Source organism: Altererythrobacter sp. Z27 (assembly GCF_052683155.1).
On sequence record NZ_JBQYMC010000001.1, the window covers coordinates 417,575 to 442,220 of the forward strand.

Below are 24,646 nucleotides of genomic sequence, written 5' to 3' on the forward strand. Positions count from 1 at the left end.
GCGTGATCGAGATAGAAGTCCAGAACGAAACCCACCAGACCCAGGTGCGGCTGCGTTTTGCTGCCGTTCCTCGCATCGGGGAGGGGCTGCGCCTGCGCGAGCCGGACGGCATGTGGGTGAGCTATGACGTGCTCGACGTATGGTACCAGAAGGCCGAGTATGGCGATGTCTGGATACCCTTTCTGCATGTGCGGATGACGCCGGGCGAAGTGTGCGATCCTCATGCCAAGGAAGGCTTCGAGGTCGAAAGGGAGTTCGCGCCATTCAGAATCTGATCAAGCGCACCGGCCAGAAGGCAGGGATGGAACGCAGCGCGCTGGAAGGCAAGACGCTGGCGGAGCGGCTCGCCGAGTCGCGCGCCGAAGCGTCTGCGACGCCGAGTGCCGAACCGACCGAAAACGCCGCGCCGCAGGAAATCGATACCGATGCGATCGTGCGTGCGGCCAAGGCCATGCGCGACGTCAACGAGACGCGCGCCGCGCGCTCGCGCACTTGCCTTGTCGTCGACGACAGCCGCGTGATCCGCAAAGTGGCGAGCAAGGTCGTTGCAAGCCTCGGCTATCGCGTGATCGAGGCCGAGAATGGCGAGGAAGCGCTGGCGCGCTGCAAGCAGTCGATGCCGGACCTCGTGCTGACCGACTGGCAGATGCCCGTGATGAGCGGCCCCGAATTCGTCGCAGCGCTGCGCGCTATTCCCACTCCGCACCGGCCCACGGTGGTGTTCTGCACGTCGAAGGGCGCGGCGACCGACATCCATGAAGGGATCGCGGCGGGTGCGGACGACTATGTGCTCAAGCCCTTCGAGGAAGGCGCGCTGGCGGCAAAGCTCGAGAAGCTCGGCGTGCGCTGAGCGCGCCGGCTAGAGCCGCCAATATCCGACGATCAGGCTGGCAACCAGCGCCGCCATGCTGGCCGCCAGCGCCCAGCTGGCAGGGCGCGAATTCGACCTGCCATAGGCGATGCAGACGCCCAGCTTCACCGTCATATTGGCAAGGATCGTTCCGGCGATGGCGAGCGCTGCAAGCTGCGGGCTGATCGTTCCCGGTTCCAGCCCGCCCGCAGTCACGATCGATGCATCGACATCCATGCTGCCCATCAGGAACAGCAGAACCGCGATACCCTGTTCGCCGAAGGTTCCTTCGGCCCAGCGCGCCGCCACGGCCGCCGCCGCGACAAAGGCCACGAAGCTGAGCGCAGGAAGCAACGCAATGGGGTTGCCCGGCGGGGCGGGTCCGGTGCTGTGTTCGGCTTGCCGATAGAGCCAGTAACTGACGATGAATCCGACCGCGAGCGGCGGGACTATCAGGACAAGGAACGGCTTGAGCAGCGAAGTCGCCAGCACGGTTACCAGCACGACCACACGCAAATACATGACCGCCGTGGCCAGCGCGATTCCCGCATTCTCGGCGCTGCCGCCTTGCCCCGCGCCGAGCCGCTGCGAGAAGGATTGCGTGACTGCGGTGGAACTGTAGGCGCCGCCGATCACCGCGGTGGCGATGGTGCCGCGTTTGGCGCCGAACAGGCGATTGGCGACATAGCCGAGGAATGAGAAGCCGGTGACGATCACCACCACCAGCCACAGCGTTTGCGGCTCCCACGCGTCGTATGGGCCGAACCTGCCCTTGGGCAGGAAAGGGAACACCGCGAGTGCGATCACGGCATAGCGGGCAAAGGCTTTCACATCGGCTTCGTCGAGCGCGCCGACCATGCGGTGTAGTTCTTCACGCAGCGCCAGCAGCATGGTGGTGACCGCGCCCCCCGCGACGGCGAGGCCGGGTTCGCCGCTACCGCCCAGGAAGCCCAGCGCCAGTGTCACGATGGCTGCCACTGCCGAAGTTGCATCGGGCTTCCCATCGATTCGAATCGCCCGGGCATAGCCGATCGCGATGATAGCGGCAGCGCCGACGGTGATGGCCCCAGCGGTGATCTGATATCCCGAAGCGCCCAGCAGCCCGGCGATCCCCGCGACAAAACCAAGCAGGCTGAAGGTGCGCAGGCCCGCCACCCGCATTCCCTCCTTCTCGCCGCGCAGCTTCCAGCCGCGTTCGATCCCGACCAGCAGGCCCACCGCGAGGGCGGAAATCAGCGCGAGGATCTGGTCGCTTTCGGGCATGGACGGATTATCTCATAATTGTCCGGTCAGCGCACCCAGTCGAGCCCAATTTCCTCGAAGATCTCGCGATCCTCGGCCCAGTTCTCGCTCACCTTCACATGCAGGAACAAGTGCACCTTGGCGCCCAGCATTTCGCTCAACTCCTTGCGCGCCGCTTCGCCGATCGCCTTGATCTTCGCGCCGCCCTTGCCGAGCACGATCGGGCGCTGGCTTTCGCGGCCGACCACGATCTGCTGGTGGATCTCGATGCTGCCGTCGGGCCGGTGCTGGTAGCTTTCGGGCCGAACCGCGCTGTCATAGGGCAGTTCCTCGTGCAGCTGGCGATAGAGTTGCTCGCGCGTGACCTCCGCTGCGAGCAGGCGCTCGCTGGCGTCCGACACCTGGTCTTCGGGATAGTGCCACGGCCCCTCAGGCATCATCGCCGCGAGCGCTTCCTTCATTTCGGGCACTCCGTCGCCGGTCAGCGCTGAGATGAAGAACACCTCGGCGAAATCGACCTTGCCGGTCAGTTCCTGCGCCAGCGTGAGCAGCGCTTCCTTCTTCGCCGCATCGACCTTGTTGATCACCAGTATCTTGCGCTCGGGCCGGTTCGCCAGCGCTTCGAGCAGCGGTTCGAGCTCGTGCCGGCGCTGCTTGATCGGATCGACCAGCAGCAGCACCGCATCGGCCGCCTCTGCGCCTTCCCAGGCGGCGCTCACCATCGCGCGGTCGAGCTTGCGCTTGGGCGCGAAAATGCCGGGCGTGTCGACCAGAATCATCTGCACCGGCCCCTGCAGCGCAATGCCCAGCATGCGCGCGCGGGTAGTCTGCGCCTTGGGGCTGGTAATGGCGACTTTCTGCCCCACCAGCTGGTTCACCAGCGTGCTCTTGCCCGCATTGGGCGCACCGATCACGGCGACGACGCCGCAGCGGGTTGCCTCGTTCTCACTCATCCGAATTGCTCCATGAAGGCTGCGGCTGCCAGCCGTTCCGCCTCTTGCTTGCTTTGGGCGGTGGCTTGCGCCTCGCCGACATTCTTGACGCTGACCCGCACGGTGAAGCGCGCGGCATGATCTGGCCCTTCACGCGCGACCAGCTCGTATTCGGGCGGCTTGCGGCGATTGCCTGCCGCCCATTCCTGCAGCGCGCTCTTGGGGTGCTTGCTCTTGCCCGCGCCGCCTGCAAACTCGCGTTCCCAGATGGTGCGGATCAGGTCGCGAGTTGGCACGAAGCCGAAATCGAGGAAATGCGCGCCAAGCAGCGCTTCCATCACATCGCCCAGGATGTTGGTGCTTTCGCGTGCGCCGTCGTCATGCGCTTGCTTGCCCAGCCTGATGTGTTGCGGCAGGCCCACCTGCATCGCCACGCGGGCGCAGGTCTGGCGGCTGACCAGCGCGTTGAGCCGCTGCGACAGCTTGCCTTCGGCGGCCTCGCTCGCTTCGAACAGCCATTCGGCCATGGCCAGTCCCAGCACGCGATCGCCGAGGAATTCGAGCCGCTCGTAATTCGCTTCGGAACCCAGGCTGCCATGCGTCAGCGCGGCGAGCCAGCGGGTCTCGTCCGCCGGCACGATGCCAAGCTCTGCCAGCCATTCGCTTGTTTCGGGGGCAAGCACGCTCACAGAGTGTCCCCGATGCGGCTCCAGCGCGCGGCGCTGAACCAGGTCCACGGCTTGATCCATTCGGCACTACCGTCGGTCGACCACATGATTACCGTGGCACGGCCGACCAGCAGCCCTTGCGGCACCAGCCCCACTCCGCCGCCGGGCGTCGCCATGAAGCGGCTGTCTTGCGAATTGTCGCGATTGTCGCCCATCACGAACAACCGCCCTTCAGGCACGATCACCGGGCGGGTGGTGTCGATCGGGCGATCGCCGAAATCGAGCACTTCGTAGCTCTTCCCCGAAGGCAGCGTCTCGCGATAGCGCGCATAGCGGCACACTTCGGTGCCATCGGCGTCGGTCTCGCGCGCGGCGGAGAGAGCGCAGCCGGTGTTGGCCGAAACGGGGATGATGAAATCATCGAGCCGTTCTTTCGGAACCGGCGTACCGTTGAGCACCAGTTGGCCGTCTTCCATGGCGACGGTGTCGCCCGGCAGGCCGATCACGCGCTTGATGTAATCTGTGCCGTCGATCGGATGCTTGAAGATCGCGATGTCGCCGCGTTCGGGCTGGCTCGCGAGAATTCTTCCAGGAACCACCGGCAGTTCGAACGGCAGAGAATATTTCGAAATGCCATAGGGCCATTTGGCGGCCAGCAGGTAGTCGCCGTTCCACAGCCGCGGCAGCATGCTTTCGGAGGGAATCGAGAAGGGCGAGAACACGAAGGTGCGGAACACCAGCACCACCAGCACCAGCTTGAGCAGGAAAGCGAAGAAACTTCCCCAGCTTTCACCCTCGCGGCCTGCATCTGCAGCCGACGCATTCGTATCTACGGGGTTCCCATCCATCGTTCCCGTCCCTAATCGCGTGAGCCGAAGTTGTGAAAGGCTTTTCGCATGTCAGACCCGATCACCACCGCATGGAACCGCCTTGAGGCGCTGCCGCAGCGCAGCCTGCAGCAATTGTTCGCCGCCGACGGTGCGCGTGTTGCCGCGCTTTCGGGCAGGATCGAATGGCCGGGCGAGGGCGGTGAGACAGGAATCCTGTTCGACTGGTCGAAGACACATCTCGACAACGAATTGCTCGCGGCGTTCGAAGAACTGGCGCAAGCCTGCGATTTCGGGGGGCAGCGTGCGAAGCTGCTCGGCGGCGAGATCGTAAACGTAACCGAAGGGCGCGCCGCCACGCACACCGCCATGCGCGGCGTGGGCGACGAAGCCGATGTCGAGGAAGGCGAGGCGCTGCTCGCGCGCATGGGGATGCTGGTCGAGGCGATCCACGGCGGCGCGTTCGGCGAGATCAACCATCTGATCCATATCGGCATCGGCGGAAGCGCGCTGGGCCCCGCGCTGGCGGTCGATGCGCTCACCCGCGACCTCGCGCTGGTCGATGTCCACGTCGTGTCGAATATCGACGGGGTGGCGCTCGAGGCGGCTTTTGCGGCGTGTAATCCGGCGACGACGATGGTCGCGGTGGCGAGCAAGACCTTCACTACGATCGAAACCATGACCAATGCGGCATCGGCGCTCAAATGGCTGGCGGAAAACGGCGTGCCTGACCCGTCGGGTCGGGTCGTGGCGCTCACTGCCTCGCCCGAGAAGGCGGTCGAATGGGGCGTCGACGAAACGCGCGTTCTGCCTTTCCCCGAAAGCGTGGGCGGGCGCTATTCGCTGTGGTCCTCGATCGGCTTCCCGGTCGCCCTGGCGGTGGGGATGGAGGATTTCGTCGCCATGCTCGCCGGTGCGCGCGCGGTGGACGAGCATTTCCGCGACAATGACGGCGCGGCGAATCTGTGCCTGCGCGCTGCCTTTGCCGACCAGTATTACGCGCGGCTGCGTGGCTGCCAGACGCGCGCCTGCTTTGCCTATGACGAGCGGCTGGGCCTGTTGCCCGACTATCTCCAGCAGCTTGAGATGGAGAGCAATGGCAAGCGGGTGAAGGCGGACGGATCGCCGGTCGACGGGCCGACCGCGCCGATCACCTGGGGCGGGGTGGGCACCGACGCGCAGCATGCGGTGTTCCAGCTGCTCCATCAGGGCACGCATCTGGTGCCGGTCGACTTCATCGCCAGCATCGCGCCCGGCGACGGGCTGGACCCGGCGCATCACGCGATCCTGCTCACCAATTGCTTCGCGCAGGGTGCGGCGCTGATGGCGGGCGGTAACATGGCCAAGGATGGGAGAGACCCGGCTCGCGCCTTTCCCGGCGACCGGCCGAGCGCGACTATGCTGTGTGACGATCTCGACGCGGCGACGCTGGGTGCGCTGATCGCTTTCCACGAGCACCGCACTTTCGCCAATGCGGTGCTGATGCGGATCAATCCGTTCGACCAGTTCGGCGTGGAACTGGGCAAGAAGATGGCGAGGGATATCGAAGCCGGCGGCGGCGATTTCGACCCGAGCACTCAGGCACTGCTGGCGAGGGTCGGGCTGGCCTGAGGCAGTTTCGGCAAAGTTTCGGAACCCCTCGTACCCGCGGAAGCGGGGGTCCGACGCGACACATGCGACATAGCCCTGAAGAAGAAGAACCTTCTCCCTGATTTGAGCGGGCCTTTGGGCGATACGACGATGGCAAAGAGCGCCGTGCTCTTGCCAGATTGCGACCATGTAGGAAAATTGGAACGTCGGCTTGCGACCCATCTGCGGACATTGACTCGTTGACGGCCAATGTCCGCATTTGCGCATTTCCAAATTTCTAGCTGGAGCGAGCGTTCTTGCCATAGACAGGAAAGGCGCTCGCTTCGCCGTAATTGTCGATCGGCGTGATGGATTTCAGGAGTTCCATATCCGCGGTGCTGATCTCGAATTCGACCTCAGCGTTGGAGCGCATGTGTGCCTTAGTGGCCGTCTTGGGCAAAGTGATAAGCCCCAATTGGAGGCAATAGCGGATGGCTAGCTGCGGCACGCCGACGCCATATCGGTTTGCCATATCAGCAATAACCGGATTGCCGAGGATCTCGCCGTGGCCAAGCGGGCTGTAGGCTTCAACCTCAATTCCCTTGCTCTTCGTGTAATCGATCAGCTCGAATGGGGTGTTGCTGATATGCGCCAGGAACTGGTTTACCGCCGGCGGTACTTTGCCGTTGTCGAGAATGTTGTCGAGATCGACCTTCTCGAAGTTCGAAACGCCGATCGCGCGGAGCTTACCTGCCTGCATAGCTTCTTCGAGCGCCCGCCATGCTTCAAGATTGCCTTCGAAGAAGTGTTCGCCCTTGCGAAATTCTGCCCATGGCTGCGGGCTGTGTATGATCATCAGGTCGATGTAATCGAGGCCCATCAGTTCCAATGAACCGTCGATCGCCGTGCGCGCCTCGGCAAGCGACTTGATCTCTGCCGCCAATTTGGTGGTGACGAACAGCTCGTCTCGACCGGTGCCCGAAGTGCGGACCCCTTCGCCCACGCCGCGTTCATTGCCATAGGCCTGTGCAGTATCGAAGTGACGGTATCCGACTTCTACTGCGTCACGTACGACCTGAGCGGCCTTCGCATCATCGATCATCCAGGTACCGAGCCCGAGGATCGGAATTTCGACGCCATTGTAGAGGGTGCGGGTTTGATTCAAGACCATGAGGTCTTCCTTTCGAAAATGTTGGGGAACCTAGTGGCTCGACCCCGTGCCATAGCCAGGAGTTTTGGTGAGTTGTGTCCATCGGCTGGTAATGTCCGGCTCGTAGACCTGTGACATCCAGTCGGCGGGGGACACTTCTTCGAAACCGACCGAGACTGAATCTGCGCCATAGCCAAGGATATCTGTCACGCTTGCGACGATCGCGTCGCTCAGCTGCTGCTTGCTGGCCGCGGGTTGGCCCGGCCAGAGTTTCACAATCACATGCGGCATGATCAGTCCTCGGACCCGGCGAGGTATTCCTCGTCGGTTACCTTCCCCATCCAGGTGACGTTCTTTCCATCAAGGGCCTCCTGCAAGGCGATGTGGGTCATGCCCTCATGCGGAGTGGCGCCATGCCAGTGCTTCTTGTCGGCCGGACACCACATGATGTCGCCTTCGTGGAACTCATATTTCTGACCACCTTCGACCTGCGTCCAGCCGACACCCTCTGTCACGATCAGCGTCTGGCCGAGAGGGTGGGAATGCCACGCCGTTCGCGCTCCGGGCTCGAAGTGAACGATTGCGCCAGTAAGGCGCGACGGTGCCTCGCGGGCAAACATTCCCGTAATCGTGGCCTTGCCGGTGAAATACTCTTCTGGCCCATCAACTGTTTGCTGTTGTTCCTTGCGCACGATCTCCATCTGGCTAGCTCCTTCATTAGCCTGCAGCGGGGAGCCGGAGGCCACAATCGCCAGGGATGCGCCCCAAGATCGGTGGAAATTCCTCAACATTTGCTCTGCCTTCGCTTGGGCGCGACATCTCCTTGATGCCGCTTGCAAGCCAGAATTAGGCCTCGATAGACGATCAGATAAGATAGCTCACAGGCAATGAGCCGATGAACTCAGCTCATTAATCAGCTATAGGCCGAGGATGCGATTGAACCGTGCCGACCTGTCCGATTTCGCCTACTTCATGGCGATCGCCCGCCACCGCAGCTTCCGCAAGGCGGCGCAAGAGATGGGCGTTACGCCGTCCGCCTTGAGCCATGCCATGACCGCGCTGGAGGAACGGCGCGGCGTACGGTTGCTGAACAGGACAACCAGAAGCGTAACGCTGACTGCTGCGGGGGAAGACCTTTTTCAGACTATCGAAGTGCCTCTTCAAACCATTGCAGATGCGTCGGCCAATCTGGACAGGCTGCGCGACAGGCCGGCAGGGCATATTAGGATCAACGTACTCGAGGATGCGGTACCTCTCTTGCTCACGCCGATCATGCAGGAATTCGTGGGCCGCTACCCGGACGTCTCGCTCGACATCAGCGTCAACAACCGGATGGTTGATGTGATCGACAGGGGCTTCGACGCGGGTATCCGTTATGGCGGGACGGTCCCCGAAGACATGGTAGCCCAGCGCTTATCGCCCGGACTGCGCTGGATAGCGGCGGCGTCTCCCGCATATATCGAACGCTTTGGTTTGCTTTCGCATCCGAATGAGTTGCGGGACCACCGTTGCGTAGGGATTAGGCTCGGCAATCAGCAGGTCTATCGCTGGGAACTCGAGCGTGGCGCGGAGCAAGTAGAGATCGAGGCGTCGTGGCCGGTGACAGTGGATGCAAGTCACGCGGTGCTTGAGTTCGGACGCGCAGGTGTCGGGATCATCTATGGCGCGGAGCCGGTAATTCGGCCGCACCTGGAAAGCGGTACACTCAGGCGCGTCCTCGATGAGTGGAGTTCTCCCGGCGAAGGCTTTTACATATACTATCCGAGCCGCCGTCAGGTGCCGACTGCCCTCAGCCTGTTGGTTGAATTGATCCGCGAGCTCCGCCCGCTCGGGCTCTGATGCGATCCCAATCAAAGGGAGCGATGTGAATTGAAATCTACGTAGCATCACGACGCGTCGCTGCGTCTCTCCGTGCCTGTGCTGTAGCTGGTCATCGAAATCGATCCGAGTGTTGTACCCTCTACGAAGGTCTCCAGCGAGCCGCCTTCCGCTGCAAGGCCAGCGGTGTAAACAAGCGGGATGAAATGGTCTGGCGTGGGGACTGACCGGTCAAAATCTGCGTGTTCGAGCAATCTCAGAACATCGCCAGGATTGGTCGTCAGCAGTTCTTTCGCAGCTTCGTCGAAACGAAGTGCCCAGTCGAAGCCGCCCCTGCGATTGCGCCAATCGACAGCTCTCAGATTGTGCACGACATTGCCGCTAGCCACAATCAAGACGCCCCTCTTCCTTAGTTCCGCGAGGCGGGCGCCCAGCCGCAGATGATATTCCATCGGCTTAAGGGCGTTGATTGACAGTTGAACCACTGGGATGTCGGCCTTTGGATACATGTGCGCAAGGACGCTCCAGGTGCCATGATCGAGGCCCCATTGGTCGATATCGGCGCCGACCCATTCTGGCTTGACCAGTTCAGCGATTTCTCCAGCAAGTTCAGGGAGCCCAGGTGCCGGGTAGTTCACGGCGAAGAGCTCGGCCGGAAAACCATCGAAGTCATGGATTGTGCGCGGACGCGACATGGCCGTCAGGATGGTGGAGCCAATGAACCAGTGAGCCGAAATCGCAAGAATCGCGCGTGGCGAAGCGATCGCTTCGCCCATCTTGCGCCAGGCGTCAGTATATGAGTTGCGCTCAAGCGCGTTCATCGGACTGCCATGCCCCACGAAGAGCGTCGGCATATCGGAAATGCAGTTCACTCGTGCTTCTCCTCCTTCAATCAGTCCATTTTCCCCGATCCGCTAGCGTTAGCCGGACGCTGCCGCGCACCAAACCCGCAGTCGACAAGTTGCAGCATTGCCCGCGAAAAACTAGTCAAAATGCAACAGAGTTGCATTTTAGCTTGCCAAAATACCGCAATGGGCTAAACGCCATTCCAGAAAACAAGGCGAACGTTCCAATTTATCGTTCGCATGGGGTATAAAGAGGAGGGTGCCGATGAGCGCGACTAATTTCCCATTGTCAGGACGTATGCTGCAAGCGCTGCTGGTCGGTGCAAGCTTCGTGTCACTTAGCAGCACGGCACATGCGCAGGCGGATGTGTCCGACCAAACCGCGCAGGATCAAGAAGAGGATTCTTCTGCTGAGGACTCGGGGATTGTCGTTACCGGCTCGCGAATCGCGAGCAGTGGTTTCAACGCGCCCACTCCGGTGACCGCACTAAACGACCAGCAGCTTACCGCCACCGCCCCATCTACCATTGCAGACGCGTTGCGCTCTTTGCCGTCGTTGACCAATACCACGGGCCCTCAACGCAACTCGGGAACGACCAACGGCGGTCAGAGCTTCCTCAATCTGCGCTCGCTAGGATCGGGCCGCACCCTGACCCTTCTTGATGGCCGTAGATTCCCGGTTAGCGCACTTACCGGCAGCGTCGATGTCAACCTGATTCCCTCGGCGCTGATCAAGCGCGTCGAGATCGTCACAGGTGGTGCCTCGGCGGCCTACGGTTCGGACGCAGTGGCCGGTGTGGTCAACTTTATCCTCGACAAGGAGTTCGAAGGCGTTCGCCTGGATACTCACTTCGGCATCACTGAGCATGGTGATAACGAGGAATACAAGGTCAGCGGTGCATTCGGCAAAAGTTTTGCCGACGGTCGCGGCCGCTTTATCGCTGCCGGCGAGTACTTCGATACCGAGGGCGTTGAGCCGATTAACCGCGATTGGTCGAGCCAGGGCAACTTCTTCATTAATGGCCCGGCTGGCGGACCGACCCGCATACTTTCCTCAAACGTGCTGACGGTTGGCACGTACGGCGGTATGATCCTCAATGGTAATGGCGGTAGTGCCGCCGCTAATGCTGCGTTTGCCGGGATACAGTTCCTGCCCGACGGCACGATGGCGCCCTACAGCTTCGGCTCCTATCGCGCAGGCAGCCAACAGATCGGCGGTGACGGCGTTAACACGGAACTCTACCAGTCGATCGCCCGCCCGCTAACACGCCACAATATCTTCGGTCGCGTCGACTTCGAGCTCACTCCTGACATAACGATCTATGCTGAGGGCCAGTACGGCCAGAGCGAGACGACCTACGTCAACGGTGCCAACCGTAACCAGATTGGCAATGCACTCACCATCCGACCGGACAACGCCTTCCTACCGCAGTCGCTGCGCGACCAAATGGCGGCAACCGGCGTCACGTCGCTCACCTTCCTGCGTCACTCGCGCGACCGTGGATTAGTGACGACGAACAACAAAGCCAGCACCTATCGATACGTGCTGGGTCTCGAGGGCGAGTTTTCCGGCTGGAAATGGGAGGCCTACTACCAGCACGGCCGCAGCAAGCAGGACAACGACATCCTGAATATGATGATCGTATCGCGCATGACTCAAGCGGTCGATGCGATCCTGGTTAATGGACAGATTGTTTGTCGCAACCAGGCCAATGGATGCGTCCCGTTCAATCCGTTCGGCGAAAATGCACCGTCTGACGCTGCGCTCGATTGGACTCGCGGTACCAGCACGTCCGTCTCGACGCTGGATTTGGACAACGTCGCCGCCAACATTTCAGGTGAGCTGTTCGAAGGCTGGGCCGGGCCGATCTCGGTTGCGCTGGGTGCGGAGTACCGCCGCGAAGATGCCCTGGTGACCGCTGACCCGCTTTCTCAGAGCTTCTCGTTCATCTTCGGCAACCCGCAACCATGGTCCGGCGATGTTTCGGTCAAGGAAGGCTTTGTCGAAGCGAATGTACCTTTGCTGACCGACACACCCGGTTTCGAGGAACTCGATTTCAATGGTGCGGTCCGCCTGACGGACTATTCCACGAGCGGATCGATCTGGTCGTGGAAACTGGGTCTTAGCTGGGTGCCATTCGACGGTTTGCGCCTTCGCGGTACTCGTTCGCGCGACATCCGCGCGCCCAACGTGAACGAACTTTTTAGCGGCGGTCGCCAGTTCACCGGCACGATCACCGATCCCTTCAATGGCAATATAGTCGTCAACGGAATTCCGGTGATCGCTGGTGGCAACCCTGGCCTGGTTCCGGAAGTTGCCAACACCCTAACGCTTGGCGCTGTCATCCAGCCGGCAGCGGTAACGGGCCTGTCGTTTTCAATCGACTATTACGACATCAAGGTGAGCGACGCGATCGCCACAATCGCGCCGCAGCAGCTGATGGACCAGTGCTTTGCTGGCAACAACTTTGCGTGCAGCTTGATCATTAGGAACGGCACCACGATAACCCGCATAAACCAGTCGCCGGTCAACCTGGACTCGCAACGCGCTCGCGGCGTGGACTTCGAACTCGCCTACCGTAGCGACGTAGGTGACCTGATCGGCCCGGACACACAGTTCTCGTTGCGGGCGATTGCAGGTTACCTGGACAAATTGGAAAGCCAGACCCCAGGATCGCCACCTATCGACCGCGCAGGCGAGGTCGGTATTAGTCCGACGCCGCACTGGTCGGGCACCACACAGCTACGCCTTAGCAGCGAGACATTGGGCCTTTTCCTGCAGGGTCGTTACATCGGCGGTGGAGCTTGGGACATAACCAAGGGGCCGAACGATGTGGATTTGCAGCATATCCCGGCGCGCTTCTACGTCGACGCGCAGGTCAGCTACAAGCTGCCTGTCCTCGATCGAGGAGTCGAACTTTTCGTCGATGTCCGCAACCTGTTTGACAAGGATCCGCCGATCTCACCGGCAAATGCCAATATTGCTTTTGCGACCAACACTGCTCTGTACGAAATGATCGGACGCAATTTCAGGGTTGGTGCTCGCGTTCGATTTTAGGGCCTAAGAAATGGTCGAGATTCCTCCTCCTCGACCGCGTTCGCCGCAGCCTTTGCACAGCATTGGCTGCGGCGATCCATTTCTGGATATGACGTTTTTTGCTTGTGAGGGCGCCGATATATCATGAACAGGCGAGGCTTCGTTGCTTCCACTTTCTCCGCCTTGCTCGGAGCCTGCGTCGGCTTTGCGGCGACCTCTCCCTTCTCGAGTGGGGCCGGAAGGCCGCGCCTGAAAATGCCTCCAAATGCCTGCGATAGTCACATTCACATTCTAGATCCGCGTTTTCCGGCGCGCCCCGGATGGCCTGGCTCTCCGGTCAACGATGCCACGGTCGCCGCCTATCGAGAATTCCAGCAGCGCATTGGAACAAGCCGAACAGTTGTTGTTACACCCTCGACTTACGGCATCGATAATGGCGCTACGCTAAATGCATTGCGTAAGTTTGCTGGATCGGCCCGCGGGATCGCAGTTATCGACTGCGACGCGCCGCCGTCCAATTTGGCGGAGCTGGCCGAAGCGGGTGTTGTCGGCCTGCGCGTAAATTTCGTGTCTCCGCAGTCCTGGGGAAAGACCGATGTCCGCCGCTTACACAGAACAGCGAGGATAGCCGCCGACATGGGCTGGCAAATACAAGTCTATGCGCGTGGCGCGGACATTGCGGAGATGGAAAGCGAGTTGGCATCGCTGCCAGTACCGCTAGTGATCGATCACCTTGGCTACGTCACCCCAGGCGATTTGGCTGTGCCAGCGGGTTTGGATAGCGTGATAAGACTGCTGAAAAACGGGCGGACTTGGGTGAAGCTGTCAGGACCTTATATTTCCAGCGTGACTGGGCTGCAGGATTACGCTGACCTGATGCCAATCGCCCGCAGCTATGTCGATGCGGCATCCGAACGGTTGGTTTGGGGTAGTGACTGGCCGCATCGGGGCCAATCTGCGAACTGGCCCGATGACGCGCGATTGGCGGATCTGCTGCTCGAATGGGTGCCGGACGAAAGTCAGCGGCAGGCTGTCCTAGTTGATAACCCCGCGCGGCTCTATGGCTTCACTTGAACGACTATGGCGCAAGGAATGCTCTGACAATGACGAAACGACATCTTGCACGGAGTGTTCCTTTGTTGCTGTGCGCGCTTGGACTTTCAGTCCCGCTCGGCGTGCCGCTTCACGCGCAGGACAGGGACCTCCCGGAACATGTTCGCATGCAATTGAATGAAGCTGATGCCATCGCCGGCGATGATCGTCTGTTACACGTCTTGCGCAATTATCACTGCTACTATGTCGATCCTGCCCCTGCGCCCTTCCGGCCCACGGTGATGGACGAAACAGATTTTCTGTTCGGTACGCCGATCCTCGATAACGTCACTTACCTCGGCTACTTCAACCTCGCCGTCTATGCGATTGAAACTTCTGCCGGGCTAGTCCTGATCGATGCTGGAGGGACGGTCCAACAGGGCGAGCGGATACTGGGCTGGTTGGCCGAAGCGGGCTTTGCGCCAGCGGATGTCAAATGGATCATTCTCACGCACGAGCATGTCGATCACGTTGCTGGAGCCGAAGTCCTGCGCGAGGCAACAGGAGCACGCATCATCGCGAGTAGCGCCGCCTTGGATAGTGCCAGCGGGGGCATTCCCGAAAGCCTACAGCCGGTGGATCTGGTGATTGCCGACCGCACGGCCATCACACTGGGAGACAGCGAATTCGTGCTGCTGCCGACGCCAGGACATTCTCCTGGCACGCTGTCGGTCTTCGCGACGGTGCTTGTCGACGGCAAGCGCCATATGGCCTCGTTCTGGGGCGGCAAGGGCATGCGCCCTCATATTGCCAACCTGCGTCAAATGCTGGATTCGGTTGGGCTTTTTTCCCGCGAGTCCGAAGCTCTCGGAGTGGATGTGCCGCTGAATACACACAGCTGGGGCGATGGCACGGTGGCGCGCCTTGTCGAGGAGATCTTGGCACCCGAACTGCCCAATCCTTTCGTGCTTTCACCGGAGCAGAACGCCGCTAACCTGGAACTGCTGCGCCTGTGTACGTCAGCATATCTTGATGCCGTCACGTTGGAGCAGGCTAGGCCCTAGCGCATCAGAAGGTCGCGATTGGATTGACTGTTACACCAGTGCCTGTCGTGACCCGTATTGGGGCGACAGTGAACAGGAAGGTGTAGCGTCCGAGTTCCCGAGCCTTGCGAGAAAGCGCATCGAGATCCGCATTATCGATCAGCGGCATCCCTAGCGATACGAGCGCGAAATTGTGCGCAGGAAGGTAATCGTCGGGATTGGTGATCTGGGTAGTGTCGGGAAAGGGCTTCACGCTCATCGCGGACTCCGTGCCGATCAGTGCGATGCCCCGTTCGTGCATCCATGGGATCACAGACGCATCCAGGCCGGCAGCTAGATTGGCGATGTCCCATGCACCTCGTTCCGCTTCGGCCTGCCAGCGGCCGGTGCGCACGAACACCGCATCGCCGGGGCCGATCTTAACTCCTGCAAAATTTTCCCATGCTTCGAGATCCTCGACGTAGATTGGCGTCCCTGGCTCGAGGTAAGAAACGCCTCGCATGGCTGGTATGTCTACCAGTACGCCGCGCGTGAACACGCCGTCGCCAAAGGCGGCAATGCTGCCCCGCGAGAGGCCTTCGGTCATCGAAACGTGATCATTGACGCTAAAACCGTTGTACATTCGTCCATCATGGAAGTGGTGGCCGAAGGCGTCGAGATGCGTTTCGGTATAGCCATGGGCAACGATTGACAGCTTGTCGGTCGAACCGGTCGTGCGGGTAGGCGGACCGGACAACATGCGCTGGGTCACTGCGGCGCGCGGTTCGGGCCCTTGATAGTCGGGCGCAATGTGCACCGGATTGATTTCTCGCTCGAGTGACACCGACTGACCTTGCTGCACCAGCGTGGCAGCCTTGCGACGCACTTCGGGGGTTATGAGGTTGAGTGTGCCCAACTCGTCTTCCGCGCCCCAGCGCCCCCAGTTGGAAAGCGACTGTTTCCATGCGTCCATCTGTTCCTGCGTGACAATACGATTGCTGCCGGAAGGTGGACGAGCGGGAGTTGGAGCGACTGCCGAAGCTTGCGCAGCCTCCCAGCTCATCTGGTCGATATCAGCACTGAGGCAGGCGCGAAACAGGGCGTCATAGCGGATCACACCCTCGCGTCCGACAACATAAGGGTTGGGATCGCCGGGCTTCCTTTGCGCCAGTTGCGCAATTCTCGTCAGCCCGTCGTCGCCGACCGTGTGGTTGGACAGGATCACATCGGCCTGCATCTGGTCAGTGTAATCGGCGAAGTGATCGAGCCCGCGGCGGAATTCCATGTAATCTGCGATCTCCCGTGGCTTGCCTTGTCCTCCAAAGAGTGCAGCAACATGTGGTGTGCCATCATCGCTCACAGGAAAGATCAGCGAAACAGTGCCAGGAGTGTGGCCGGGAGTCTCGACAACCGTGATTGTGCGACCCCCAAGGCTTATCTCCTGACCGTCGACTAAAAGCAGGTCGCCGGGGCCGCGAACTGGCATGGGCGGCCCGAAGACGGGTGTGGAGTTCCATGCCTTCTGCGTGGCCGCCATTGGCGCCCCGGAAAGCGACTGCATGTAGGGTGCACCACCATAGTGGTCGGCGTGCTCATGAGTGAGGATGATGAGGCGGATGCGTGCCGGGTCGAGCCCCACCTGCTCCATGTGCCGGACTATGATGTTGCGCGCATCTTCCTCGGTCGTAAGCGCGTCGATCAGAATTATGCCTTCGTCAGTATCGATCGCCCAGATATTGTTGGCATCGTCGCCGATCGAATAGACCCCGTCGAATACTTCCATCGGCTGCGGCACAGAGGCGTTGATCGAAGTTCCACCACGGGGATACTTACAGCGATAGTAGAGTGTCACCGGCCATTGTTCATCGCTCGCTTCGACTGCCAGCCGTGCATAGGCACGAGCCCCGGGCGCGGTGTATGGGGCCAATTCTTCCATCTGCGCGGAAGTATGGATTTCTGGACGGCCGCCATTGGGATTTTCGGATCTCGATGGATCAACTTCGCCTTGACGTGACGGCGGTATGACCCGGGGCGACTGTTCTTGAGCCGAAGCGACACAGGTAGCTAGCAAGGCCGTACCTAGGAAATACGCAAAGCCAGCCTGCCTTCCAATTCGCTTCATCACAAATCTCCTCTCTCCATGCTGCGCTTTGACGCAACACCGTTCCGACTTTTGTATTGTTATGCCGAGCTTTCAGATTCCGAGTCAAACATAATTATCGATATTGCAATAGCGTTTCATTTTAGGTATCGATCTGTTCAAGCAAACGCAGGTGGGCAGGGTGAGGATGGTTGGCTTCTCGGTAAAACGGCGCGAACGCTGCGCGAGCCTAGATGAGGTTGAACGGTACCGCCAATTGCCTGTGGCGGTCATAAGCGACGTCATGAACCGTATGGCGGCCGGTGGAGCCGCGCTGCGACCCATGCACAAAGGCGGTGTCCTGGTGGGTCCCGCACTGACCGTGCGGACGCGACCCGGCGACAATCTAATGGTCCACAAAGCGCTCGACATGGCTGGTGCAGGTGATGTTGTCGTGGTTGATGCCGGTGGCGATCTGACCAACGCAATCATTGGCGAGCTAATGGTCGCCTATGCGAAGAAGAAGGAACTTGCAGGCATCGTCATAAATGGAGCGATAAGGGACTCAGCAGAAATCGCGTCAGGCGAATTCCCTGTATTCGCAGCGGGGGTCACCCACAGGGGGCCGTACAAGGATGGCCCTGGCGAAGTAAATTGCACACTTTCCTTGAATGGCATGATCATTCGCCCTGGCGACCTAGTGATGGGAGACTCAGACGGCGTTGTCGCGGTACCTTTTGAAGAGCTCGATTCCGTATTCCGTGCCGCACAAGCCAAGCATAATGCTGAACTTGACCAAATGGACAAGATTGTGCGCGGCCTGAATGACCGCAGCTGGGTGGATCGGGAACTGTGCGCCCGCGGCTGCACTGGCCTTGATGTCGAGGAAGGCCTGTGAGCGCGGGTTCACCTCAGCGCATCGCAATCCTAGGCAAGGCCATTGCGCCGCAAGCGATGGCAATGGCTCAAGAGGCCGGTGTCGAAGTGATTACGACTGACGCTTACCTTAATGCCGAGGAGCTTGAGGCATTCGTTTCACGACACCAGCCCGATGGCATTATCCTACGGCTGGGAAGGATTCATGATGCGGCCATGGCCGCCGCCCCTGGCTTGAAGATCATCGCAAAGCACGGCGTGGGTTTTGATACGATCGATTTGGATGCAGCGACAGCGCGCGGTATTACAGTTTCCGTTGCGACTGGGGCCAACGCCATTTCGGTGGCCGAACATGCTCTCGCGCTGATTTTCGGCGTGGCACGAGGCATAGCCTATCTCGATCGAAGGATGAGGGAGGGCCATTGGGACAAAGCGGACGTTCTGGGAACGGAATTGTGCGGGAAGACGCTCGGCATTGTCGGCATCGGAGCGATCGGGCTACACCTTGCCAAGATCTGTCGAGGCCTTGGCATGGATATCCGAGTATTCGACCCTGCTCCGGTTAGCGCCGCCGATCAGGAATTTGCGCGGGTCGCATCAGTGGATGACCTGCTGCAAGAATGTGATGTGGTTAGCCTGCATTGCCCGCTGACGCCTGCCACCAGAAACCTGATTTCCGAGCCGCAATTCAAGCAGATGAAGCTGGGCGCGATCCTGATCAACACGGCGCGTGGTGGACTAATTGACCTTGATGCGCTGGTGGATGCGCTTGAGACCGGCCGGATTGCAGGTGCCGGTCTAGATACATTCCCTGAAGAACCGCCGACCTTGGCTGATGACTTGCGAAGGCAGGGAAGGCTGGTGATCAGCCCGCACGTCGGTGCTAGCACCCGAGAGGCTGGCGTGCGCGTCGGGACGCTGGTCATGCAGCAAGTACTCGATTGCATTGCCGGACGTGAAATCGACAGCCGCTATGTTGTGAATCCGGTGGCTGCTCAGTCCCCCTTAGCTGCAACTAGCTAGGCATCCGCTTCCCGGCTGGCTTTCAGCGCCTCTTCGTAAGCAACTTCGCCGCCAAGTTGTCGACTCAGGAGCCTCGCGGAGGCACGCATCGGATCAGCAAGTTGGTCGGCGCGTTCCTGCGTCAGGCGATTGCACGGTCCAGCAAGAACAAGTGCGCCGAATAAGACACCGCCATTCTGAAAAACCGGTATCGAAAGCGATGCGGCATATGGGTCGGACGCTCCGGAAGAATAGAGCGGTAACGCAAAACCCGGCTGATCCTTCCCGCTACCACCGTAGCGGCGCAATACTTTGGCCGAAGACGCATCATCCATTGGTCGGATTTCTCCGGGCTGCTTGTGGACGCCTAGCTGATGAGGCGAGTTCACGCGGTATTGGCACAAGCGGTAGCTGCCATGGCGAATATATATCGAGGCGGTCTCGCCAGAAATATCGACCAGCGATTGCAGAACGGGGATGACATAGTGCTCTGCGCGCATGGCTTCGGTGTAAATCAGGTTCAGCCGAGCGACTTCAGGTCCAAGTCGATAGTCTCCATGCAGATCTTTGATCAGGAAGTTATGGTCGATGAGCGAGGCCGAAAGCCGTAGGGCCGTACTTTTTACAAGCCCCGTTCGTGCAGCGATTTCCGCCAGCGAAAGAGACTCGTCACCCCGCTGAAAACAGCTGAGGATCGTAAGAAATCTGTCTGCACTTGCACGACCGGGCGTTGCTTTGGACTTTTTCAATGCCATGCCCTCCATCTAATCGGGCAACGCTTGATTGTATAGCGTTGCCTTAGGGTGGATTTTGCCACTAGCGCCGCATCTTGGCATCCATTTGGCCCCGATGCACGCGCTTATATGGAACGTCGTTGCATTTTCCTCTCCCGTGAGTACAAGGGGCGTAGAGACTGGTGAAGAGGATTGTCTGGTGCACATTGAACCGAGGCTAATTGCTTCGGACCTGTCGCATTGGGCTGCAATTCCAAACCGCCGCTCGGACCTGGCCAGGCAGACACGGGAAGCCGTCCTGCCGAGCAACGAAGTGGAACATCTGTGTCAATCCCCACCGCGCTAGCTGCCTTGATCGCGTTCATTCTCGTTATCATCGCATGGAACGTCCTACTCAAACGCAACATGGGTGAGGCGATGGGCTTAGGAATGCTGGTAACGGCAGCCTTCGCTGGAACGCAGGCCCCCAGCTATCTCCTTGACGGGCTGATTGGAGCGCTAAATCATGAAGTTCTATTCGCGGCACTGGCCTTCGTGTTCATGGCCTTCCTAATCGACGAAACCGGCCTAATTGGGAAGATCATCGATATCCTGAATTCAGCTTTCGGCCGAATTCGCGGAGGACCCGCCTATGTGGCTACGGTTGCTTCAGCAATATTCGGTGCCTTGTCTGGCTCCAACTCGGCAAACACTGCTGCGGGCGGTTCCTTCACTGGCCCGTGGATGGTGCGCACAGGCTGGACGCCCGCGCGCGCCGCCACCGTTCTGGCAGGTAATGGCGGGCTTGGTGCAGCGCTGCCGCCCAGCGCTTCCATGCTCATAATGATCGGCTTCGCGGGGGAGTTGGTGACCACCGGCCAAGTCTATCTCGCATTGCTTACTGCCGGCGCCTACCAAGTGCTGCATCGCATTGTCGTCGTCCGCATGTTCATAGCCTTGGATGGAATTCCATCCACCAAACATAGCGCGGACATTCTTCCCCTGAAAACGACAATGAAAGCAGGTGTCGGCGCGCTTTCCATCTTCATGGGTGCAATCATTCCGATTGCTGTCACGATCGGCCCACTCGCTGAATATTTCGGACGCACGACAGCCATGGCGGACGCGCTAGGGTCAATCTCGATCCTGATCTGGATACCGGTCATGATCACGACCTTCGCCTTGATTGCCGGTCGCAAGAGCTTGCCGAGCAGCCTTGGCGGCTGGGCATCGATGTTCGAGCGATCCATGCCGCGTTTCGCGACGATCGGGGCACTGCTCTATTTCGCCATCGCGGCGAGCGAGATTCTCGGCAACCTCGGTCTAGCGAGGGATGTGGAGGCGATCACTCAGACCATGCCTTTTTCCGCTCTTGGTATGCTTGTCGCGGTCGGTCTATTAATTGTTATTGTCGCCGGGCCGTTGTCCTCGACAGCTACGCTGACTGCAGTCGGTCAGATTTCGTTGCTGACGCTTGTCGGAATCGGCCTCGATCCTCTGGCTGCCGTGACGGCTATTCTGGTCTTTGCTTCGACCGAAGGCGCATCGCCTCCGGCTTCGGGTTCCATCTTCATCGCCGCAGGTCTGACTGGCGCGAAGCCTGAAGCGACCTTTATTCCGCTAATAATCTATTACGTACTGCCGATCTTCGCACTCGCTTGCCTGATAGGCATCGGCATCCTGCCGCTTTGGGGAGGTTGACATGAAAAACCGGATTTTCACCAGGCTGCGGGCCCTTTTCGTAGTTTCGCTGTGCATTTGCTTATTGTTGGGCGGCACCTTGACGCTTGTCCAGTTCATCGGAGCCGTGCTGCAAATACCTGCACTGGTGGTGATGGGTGAGGAACTGTTGCTCAAGCCGGCGATCGCTGCCGCGGCTGCTTTCGGACTGTTTTCCTTCTTCGCTTCCTATTTCCAGCCCGGCGGGCAGGAAAACGATGAGGAGCGGGAGGAAATCTAGGAAAAGTAAGGACGCAGAGTCACAAACTGGCCTGGCTGACCCGATTTGCTTTCTCGTGATCGCGTAGGATTTGCAGCCATAGTTATCCAAGAAGCAGACGTTCCGCAATCCGCGCAAGTAAGGGTCTTTAGGCCAAACCTCTTGGATGACTGCTCTCCACCCAATACCTGCCGCTAGGGGCTCACCTCCAAATGCAGGTCGAGGTGGACCAAGCAATACCCAAGCAATCGCCTGCCGGGCGCGCCGGTTACAAGATCGGCATGATGTTCGCGCGCCTGAACGCGCCTCAATCCGAGTAAGCCCCGGAAGCGAATTAATCGACTGCGGCGATGAAAAGCGTGAAACCGACCGCTCGCGCCGACGTGCCCCTGATCTGCCGAAGATGCCTCTTCAGCGCATTGACATGACGAAAATAGCGAGCTGGACTCAATAGATAATCCATAACTGCGACCTCTCCCCCGCGTCCAATTTTCTGGCTCGCTGCCGCGTAAAAGCAATTGTCCGGCCATTTGTCGAGTCGGAATGCGTTTTCACGGGGTTAGGCGGTTTGTCGCAACATCGGTGCAAAGCATCGCCATTTCCCGTTTTCGATTGACTTTTTGCACTGCAGCATCCACATGGCCGCGCATCGAAGCGCGCTAGCCAGCGTGAAGCGGCGGAACCAGAAAATATCCGCCCCGGCCGCGCCTCGGGTATTTTTCCAAGAGACTTCCCTTTTCACGCGGGTCGTTTTGACACCCGCGTCGCGCGACGATTCCGCCCGGAATCCGTCAGCGCGCCGCATGAAATGCGAGTTTGAAACACATGAAATTCGAAAACCTCGGGCTGTCGCAGCCCGTGCTCCAGGCCCTCGACATGAAGGGCTATGACACTCCCACCCCGATCCAGGAACAGGCCATCCCGGCCGTCCTGAGCGGGCGCGACCTGCTGGGCATCGCCCAGACCGGCACCGGCAAGACCGCCGCCTTCATGCTTCCGAGCATCGACCGGCTGCGCGAGGCCGGCAACCGCATCCCGTTCAAGAGCTGCCGCATGCTGGTGCTCGCGCCGACGCGCGAACTGGCCGGGCAGATCGCCCAGAGCGCCAAGGATTACGGCGCGCTGGCGGGCCTCAAGGTCGACTCGATCGTGGGCGGCACTTCGGTAGGCAAGGATCGCAACAAGCTGCACCGCGGCACCGATATCCTCGTCGCGACGCCGGGCCGCCTGCTCGACCTGATCGACCAGAAGGCGTTCAACCTTTCGGGTGTCGAAATCCTGGTGCTCGACGAAGCCGACCAGATGCTCGACCTCGGCTTCATCCACGCGCTGCGCCGCATCCACCAGCTTGCCCCCGCCGAGCGGCAGACGCTGTTCTTCAGCGCCACCATGCCCAAGGCGATCAAGGAGCTGGTCGGCCAGTATTGCAACAGCCCCGTGCAGGTCAGCGTCACTCCGGCGGCGACCACTGCCGAGCGCATCGACCAGTACCTTTTCATGGTGCAGCAGGACGAAAAGCAGTCCCTACTCGAAATGATCCTGTCGGAACGCCACCGCGTGCCCGGCAAGTTCGAGCGCGTACTTATCTTCACCCGCACCAAGCACGGTGCCGATCGCGTGGTGAAGAAGCTGGCGCAGGTTGGGATCCCGTCGAACGCGATCCACGGCAACAAGAGCCAGCCGCAGCGCCAGCGCGCGCTCGACGAGTTTAAGCGCGCCAAGACGCCGATCCTGATCGCGACCGATGTGGCCGCGCGCGGGATCGACATCCCGGGCGTAAGCCACGTGATCAATTACGAGCTGCCCAACGTGCCTGAGCAATACGTCCACCGCATTGGCCGCACCGCGCGCGCCGGGGCTGACGGGATCGCGATCGCTTTCTGTGCGGAAGACGAACGCGCCTATCTCAAGGACATCCAGCGCAATACCGACGCGACTTTCGAGCGTCTGCCGCTGCCGGACAATTTCCGCGCGGTGGTGGAAGGCGTGGGGCCGACCAAGCCTGCGGCGCGCACCCCGCTTAAGCGGGTGCAGCCCAAGCCCAAGCATGGCGCTCGCCCCACGGGTGACGGCCAGCAGCGCAAGGACCGCCCAAACCGCAAGCACCCGGGCCGCGCAGGCAAGCCGCATGGCGGCAAGCGTCGCGGCGGCGGTGGCGGGCAAAGGCGCCACTCGAACGGCTAAGCGGCCTGTCACTTCAAAATTTGCAATCTTTCGTTCATAAATGAACCTATAAAGCTGAACCATTCACAGCTTCCCCATCGGGGCTCAACCAGAAAGATTACGCAAGATGCGTCGTTTCATCCCACTCGCCGGTGCATGGGCTTTGGCCGCATGCGCCGGTTTACCGCCTGCGCAAATGCGCCTTCCCGCCGATTTGGCCGACAATACCCGCGTTGAATTCCAAGGCGTGTCGGGCTGGACCCATGGCCGCTTTACCGTTGGCGAATATTCGGGCGGATACCAACGCTCCGAAGAGCGGCTGGCCTTCTTCGATACCTGGATCAAGAATTCGGGGCACACCGAGTTCGTAGTCGAAGGGCCCGCGATCTCGACCACTATCGAGGCCCGTTGCCGGGTGCAGGAGAAAATTCTCGATCTGGGCAGCTTGGAGTTCAAGACCAAGCCGATGTCATATTCCTGCGAATTCACTGCCAACGGGCGGCCGTTCCCGGCCCGCTTCGAGTTGCAGGAAGTTCGCGAGGGACTAAGTGGCGCGCTTTCGAAGGAGGCGCGGCGCGGTGAGATATTGCTGGGGGGCGAGGCCGTTCAAATCCGTTCGGTGCATCGTATCGAAGGGTCGCCTTTCGCCATGGCCAGCCCCATCGGCTATGTTTTCGAGCAGGACGGGCGCCCGGTTGGCGCGGTCGAACTCAACGGTAGGCCGGTGCTGATCCTGCCGCGCGGCACAGATCAAGGCCTTGCGCGCACGCTGACAATCGCGGCGCTTGCGCTGGGCCTGTTCTGGGATCCGGCAGACAGCCAGCTTGGCGATTAACTCCTGAACCGGCATCGGCGGTTGGCAATCGGCCTGCCAGCCGCCA

At 60.3% G+C, this 24,646-nt stretch carries 23 protein-coding genes; 13 read left to right on the plus strand and 10 right to left on the minus strand.

Going from position 1 to position 24,646, the window contains the following annotated elements; all coding sequences use genetic code 11:
* Window positions 1-2: 2 nt before the first annotated feature.
* On the plus strand, window positions 3-275 hold the full coding sequence (locus ACUJ47_RS02125) for a hypothetical protein (RefSeq protein WP_445536817.1): 273 nt from the start codon (window positions 3-5) through the stop codon (window positions 273-275).
* A 26-nt stretch (window positions 276-301) separates the two neighbouring features.
* Window positions 302-850, plus strand: coding sequence for a response regulator (locus tag ACUJ47_RS02130; protein WP_445536818.1), 549 nt, complete (start codon window positions 302-304; stop codon window positions 848-850).
* Window positions 851-859: 9 nt separating this feature from the next.
* On the opposite strand, the gene ACUJ47_RS02135 is transcribed toward ACUJ47_RS02130, so the two are convergent.
* From ACUJ47_RS02135 to lepB, 4 genes are read right to left on the minus strand one after another with little or no spacing between them, the layout of a single operon-like run.
* The gene (locus ACUJ47_RS02135; RefSeq protein ID WP_445536819.1) at window positions 860-2,113 is read right to left on the minus strand and encodes an MgtC/SapB family protein; all 1,254 of its coding nucleotides are present in this window, start codon (window positions 2,111-2,113) and stop codon (window positions 860-862) included.
* Window positions 2,114-2,139: 26 nt separating this feature from the next.
* On the minus strand, window positions 2,140-3,045 hold the full coding sequence (gene era, locus ACUJ47_RS02140; RefSeq protein WP_445536820.1) for a GTPase Era: 906 nt from the start codon (window positions 3,043-3,045) through the stop codon (window positions 2,140-2,142).
* Window positions 3,042-3,713 carry a ribonuclease III gene (gene rnc, locus ACUJ47_RS02145; protein WP_445536821.1) on the minus strand — a complete coding sequence of 224 codons (672 nt, stop codon included), beginning with the start codon at window positions 3,711-3,713 and terminating at the stop codon, window positions 3,042-3,044. Before rnc ends, era begins: the two co-directional genes overlap by 4 nt.
* Entirely contained in the window at window positions 3,710-4,540 is an 831-nt protein-coding gene (gene lepB, locus ACUJ47_RS02150; protein WP_445536822.1) for a signal peptidase I, read from the minus strand. Before lepB ends, rnc begins: the two co-directional genes overlap by 4 nt.
* Window positions 4,541-4,588: 48 nt before the next feature.
* On the opposite strand from lepB, the gene pgi reads away from it, so the two are divergent.
* The gene (pgi, locus tag ACUJ47_RS02155) at window positions 4,589-6,130 is read left to right on the plus strand and encodes a glucose-6-phosphate isomerase (RefSeq protein ID WP_445536823.1); all 1,542 of its coding nucleotides are present in this window, start codon (window positions 4,589-4,591) and stop codon (window positions 6,128-6,130) included.
* Between the two features lie 256 nt (window positions 6,131-6,386).
* On the opposite strand, the gene ACUJ47_RS02160 is transcribed toward pgi, so the two are convergent.
* The 3 genes from ACUJ47_RS02160 to ACUJ47_RS02170 are packed head-to-tail and all read right to left on the minus strand — an operon-like array spanning window position 6,387 to window position 7,939.
* A complete protein-coding gene (locus ACUJ47_RS02160) occupies window positions 6,387-7,259 on the minus strand; it encodes an aldo/keto reductase (RefSeq protein WP_445536824.1) in 873 nt (290 codons plus the stop codon).
* Window positions 7,260-7,289: 30 nt separating this feature from the next.
* Window positions 7,290-7,529, minus strand: a complete 240-nt coding sequence (locus ACUJ47_RS02165; RefSeq protein ID WP_445536825.1) for a tautomerase family protein — start codon at window positions 7,527-7,529, stop codon at window positions 7,290-7,292.
* Window positions 7,530-7,531: 2 nt separating this feature from the next.
* On the minus strand, window positions 7,532-7,939 hold the full coding sequence (locus ACUJ47_RS02170; RefSeq protein WP_445536826.1) for a (R)-mandelonitrile lyase: 408 nt from the start codon (window positions 7,937-7,939) through the stop codon (window positions 7,532-7,534).
* Between the two features lie 229 nt (window positions 7,940-8,168).
* Here ACUJ47_RS02170 and ACUJ47_RS02175 point away from each other — a divergent pair, with 229 nt between their 5' ends.
* Window positions 8,169-9,077, plus strand: a complete 909-nt coding sequence (locus ACUJ47_RS02175; RefSeq protein WP_445536827.1) for a LysR family transcriptional regulator — start codon at window positions 8,169-8,171, stop codon at window positions 9,075-9,077.
* A 47-nt stretch (window positions 9,078-9,124) separates the two neighbouring features.
* On the opposite strand, the gene ygiD is transcribed toward ACUJ47_RS02175, so the two are convergent.
* The gene (gene ygiD, locus ACUJ47_RS02180; RefSeq protein WP_445536828.1) at window positions 9,125-9,928 is read right to left on the minus strand and encodes a 4,5-DOPA-extradiol-dioxygenase; all 804 of its coding nucleotides are present in this window, start codon (window positions 9,926-9,928) and stop codon (window positions 9,125-9,127) included.
* A 238-nt stretch (window positions 9,929-10,166) separates the two neighbouring features.
* Between ygiD and ACUJ47_RS02185 the strand changes: the two genes are divergently transcribed.
* The 3 genes from ACUJ47_RS02185 to ACUJ47_RS02195 all read left to right on the plus strand — a co-directional run bounded on the left by ACUJ47_RS02185 (window position 10,167) and on the right by ACUJ47_RS02195 (window position 15,034).
* The gene (locus tag ACUJ47_RS02185) at window positions 10,167-12,959 is read left to right on the plus strand and encodes a TonB-dependent receptor (protein ID WP_445536829.1); all 2,793 of its coding nucleotides are present in this window, start codon (window positions 10,167-10,169) and stop codon (window positions 12,957-12,959) included.
* A gap of 234 nt (window positions 12,960-13,193) precedes the next feature.
* Entirely contained in the window at window positions 13,194-14,012 is an 819-nt protein-coding gene (locus ACUJ47_RS02190; RefSeq protein ID WP_445536830.1) for an amidohydrolase family protein, read from the plus strand.
* A 29-nt stretch (window positions 14,013-14,041) separates the two neighbouring features.
* Window positions 14,042-15,034 (plus strand): MBL fold metallo-hydrolase, encoded by a 993-nt coding sequence (locus ACUJ47_RS02195; protein ID WP_445536831.1) that lies wholly within the window; start codon window positions 14,042-14,044, stop codon window positions 15,032-15,034.
* 4 nt (window positions 15,035-15,038) lie between these two features.
* Here the strand turns inward: ACUJ47_RS02195 and ACUJ47_RS02200 are convergent, their stop codons facing one another.
* The gene (locus tag ACUJ47_RS02200) at window positions 15,039-16,928 is read right to left on the minus strand and encodes an MBL fold metallo-hydrolase (protein WP_445536832.1); all 1,890 of its coding nucleotides are present in this window, start codon (window positions 16,926-16,928) and stop codon (window positions 15,039-15,041) included.
* Window positions 16,929-17,280: 352 nt separating this feature from the next.
* On the opposite strand from ACUJ47_RS02200, the gene ACUJ47_RS02205 reads away from it, so the two are divergent.
* Together ACUJ47_RS02205 and ACUJ47_RS02210 are read left to right on the plus strand one after the other, a co-directional pair.
* Window positions 17,281-17,970 (plus strand): RraA family protein, encoded by a 690-nt coding sequence (locus ACUJ47_RS02205; protein WP_445536833.1) that lies wholly within the window; start codon window positions 17,281-17,283, stop codon window positions 17,968-17,970.
* The gene (locus tag ACUJ47_RS02210; RefSeq protein ID WP_445536834.1) at window positions 17,967-18,971 is read left to right on the plus strand and encodes a hydroxyacid dehydrogenase; all 1,005 of its coding nucleotides are present in this window, start codon (window positions 17,967-17,969) and stop codon (window positions 18,969-18,971) included. The genes ACUJ47_RS02205 and ACUJ47_RS02210 overlap by 4 nt, the downstream gene beginning before the upstream one ends.
* Here ACUJ47_RS02210 and ACUJ47_RS02215 read toward each other — a convergent pair.
* On the minus strand, window positions 18,968-19,705 hold the full coding sequence (locus ACUJ47_RS02215; RefSeq protein WP_445536835.1) for an IclR family transcriptional regulator: 738 nt from the start codon (window positions 19,703-19,705) through the stop codon (window positions 18,968-18,970). The two genes, ACUJ47_RS02210 and ACUJ47_RS02215, sit on opposite strands and share 4 nt — an antisense overlap.
* A gap of 330 nt (window positions 19,706-20,035) precedes the next feature.
* Here ACUJ47_RS02215 and ACUJ47_RS02220 point away from each other — a divergent pair, with 330 nt between their 5' ends.
* The 4 genes from ACUJ47_RS02220 to ACUJ47_RS02235 all read left to right on the plus strand — a co-directional run bounded on the left by ACUJ47_RS02220 (window position 20,036) and on the right by ACUJ47_RS02235 (window position 24,600).
* Window positions 20,036-21,364: a TRAP transporter large permease subunit gene (locus tag ACUJ47_RS02220; RefSeq protein WP_445536836.1), complete on the plus strand. Its 1,329-nt coding sequence runs from the start codon at window positions 20,036-20,038 to the stop codon at window positions 21,362-21,364.
* Window positions 21,365-21,443: 79 nt separating this feature from the next.
* On the plus strand, window positions 21,444-21,623 hold the full coding sequence (locus ACUJ47_RS02225; RefSeq protein ID WP_445536837.1) for a hypothetical protein: 180 nt from the start codon (window positions 21,444-21,446) through the stop codon (window positions 21,621-21,623).
* An 804-nt stretch (window positions 21,624-22,427) separates the two neighbouring features.
* Window positions 22,428-23,786 (plus strand): DEAD/DEAH box helicase, encoded by a 1,359-nt coding sequence (locus ACUJ47_RS02230; protein WP_445536838.1) that lies wholly within the window; start codon window positions 22,428-22,430, stop codon window positions 23,784-23,786.
* 106 nt (window positions 23,787-23,892) lie between these two features.
* A complete protein-coding gene (locus ACUJ47_RS02235) occupies window positions 23,893-24,600 on the plus strand; it encodes a hypothetical protein (RefSeq protein WP_445536839.1) in 708 nt (235 codons plus the stop codon).
* Window positions 24,601-24,646 lie beyond the last annotated feature (46 nt).

What these genes read in the sequence shown, in the direction of transcription:
- ACUJ47_RS02130 (WP_445536818.1), top strand. Translation starts at nt 302, where the DNA reads ATGGAACGCAGCGCGCTGGAAGGCAAGACGCTGGCGGAGCGGCTCGCC.
- ACUJ47_RS02135 (WP_445536819.1), bottom strand. Translation starts at nt 2,113, where the DNA reads ATGCCCGAAAGCGACCAGATCCTCGCGCTGATTTCCGCCCTCGCGGTG.
- era (WP_445536820.1), bottom strand. Translation starts at nt 3,045, where the DNA reads ATGAGTGAGAACGAGGCAACCCGCTGCGGCGTCGTCGCCGTGATCGGT.
- lepB (WP_445536822.1), bottom strand. Translation starts at nt 4,540, where the DNA reads ATGGATGGGAACCCCGTAGATACGAATGCGTCGGCTGCAGATGCAGGC.
- pgi (WP_445536823.1), top strand. Translation starts at nt 4,589, where the DNA reads ATGTCAGACCCGATCACCACCGCATGGAACCGCCTTGAGGCGCTGCCG.
- ACUJ47_RS02160 (WP_445536824.1), bottom strand. Translation starts at nt 7,259, where the DNA reads ATGGTCTTGAATCAAACCCGCACCCTCTACAATGGCGTCGAAATTCCG.
- ACUJ47_RS02165 (WP_445536825.1), bottom strand. Translation starts at nt 7,529, where the DNA reads ATGCCGCATGTGATTGTGAAACTCTGGCCGGGCCAACCCGCGGCCAGC.
- ACUJ47_RS02170 (WP_445536826.1), bottom strand. Translation starts at nt 7,939, where the DNA reads ATGGAGATCGTGCGCAAGGAACAACAGCAAACAGTTGATGGGCCAGAA.
- ACUJ47_RS02175 (WP_445536827.1), top strand. Translation starts at nt 8,169, where the DNA reads ATGCGATTGAACCGTGCCGACCTGTCCGATTTCGCCTACTTCATGGCG.
- ACUJ47_RS02185 (WP_445536829.1), top strand. Translation starts at nt 10,167, where the DNA reads ATGAGCGCGACTAATTTCCCATTGTCAGGACGTATGCTGCAAGCGCTG.
- ACUJ47_RS02190 (WP_445536830.1), top strand. Translation starts at nt 13,194, where the DNA reads ATGCCTCCAAATGCCTGCGATAGTCACATTCACATTCTAGATCCGCGT.
- ACUJ47_RS02195 (WP_445536831.1), top strand. Translation starts at nt 14,042, where the DNA reads ATGACGAAACGACATCTTGCACGGAGTGTTCCTTTGTTGCTGTGCGCG.
- ACUJ47_RS02200 (WP_445536832.1), bottom strand. Translation starts at nt 16,928, where the DNA reads ATGGAAGAATTGGCCCCATACACCGCGCCCGGGGCTCGTGCCTATGCA.
- ACUJ47_RS02205 (WP_445536833.1), top strand. Translation starts at nt 17,281, where the DNA reads ATGGTTGGCTTCTCGGTAAAACGGCGCGAACGCTGCGCGAGCCTAGAT.
- ACUJ47_RS02215 (WP_445536835.1), bottom strand. Translation starts at nt 19,705, where the DNA reads ATGGCATTGAAAAAGTCCAAAGCAACGCCCGGTCGTGCAAGTGCAGAC.
- ACUJ47_RS02230 (WP_445536838.1), top strand. Translation starts at nt 22,428, where the DNA reads ATGAAATTCGAAAACCTCGGGCTGTCGCAGCCCGTGCTCCAGGCCCTC.
- ACUJ47_RS02235 (WP_445536839.1), top strand. Translation starts at nt 23,893, where the DNA reads ATGCGTCGTTTCATCCCACTCGCCGGTGCATGGGCTTTGGCCGCATGC.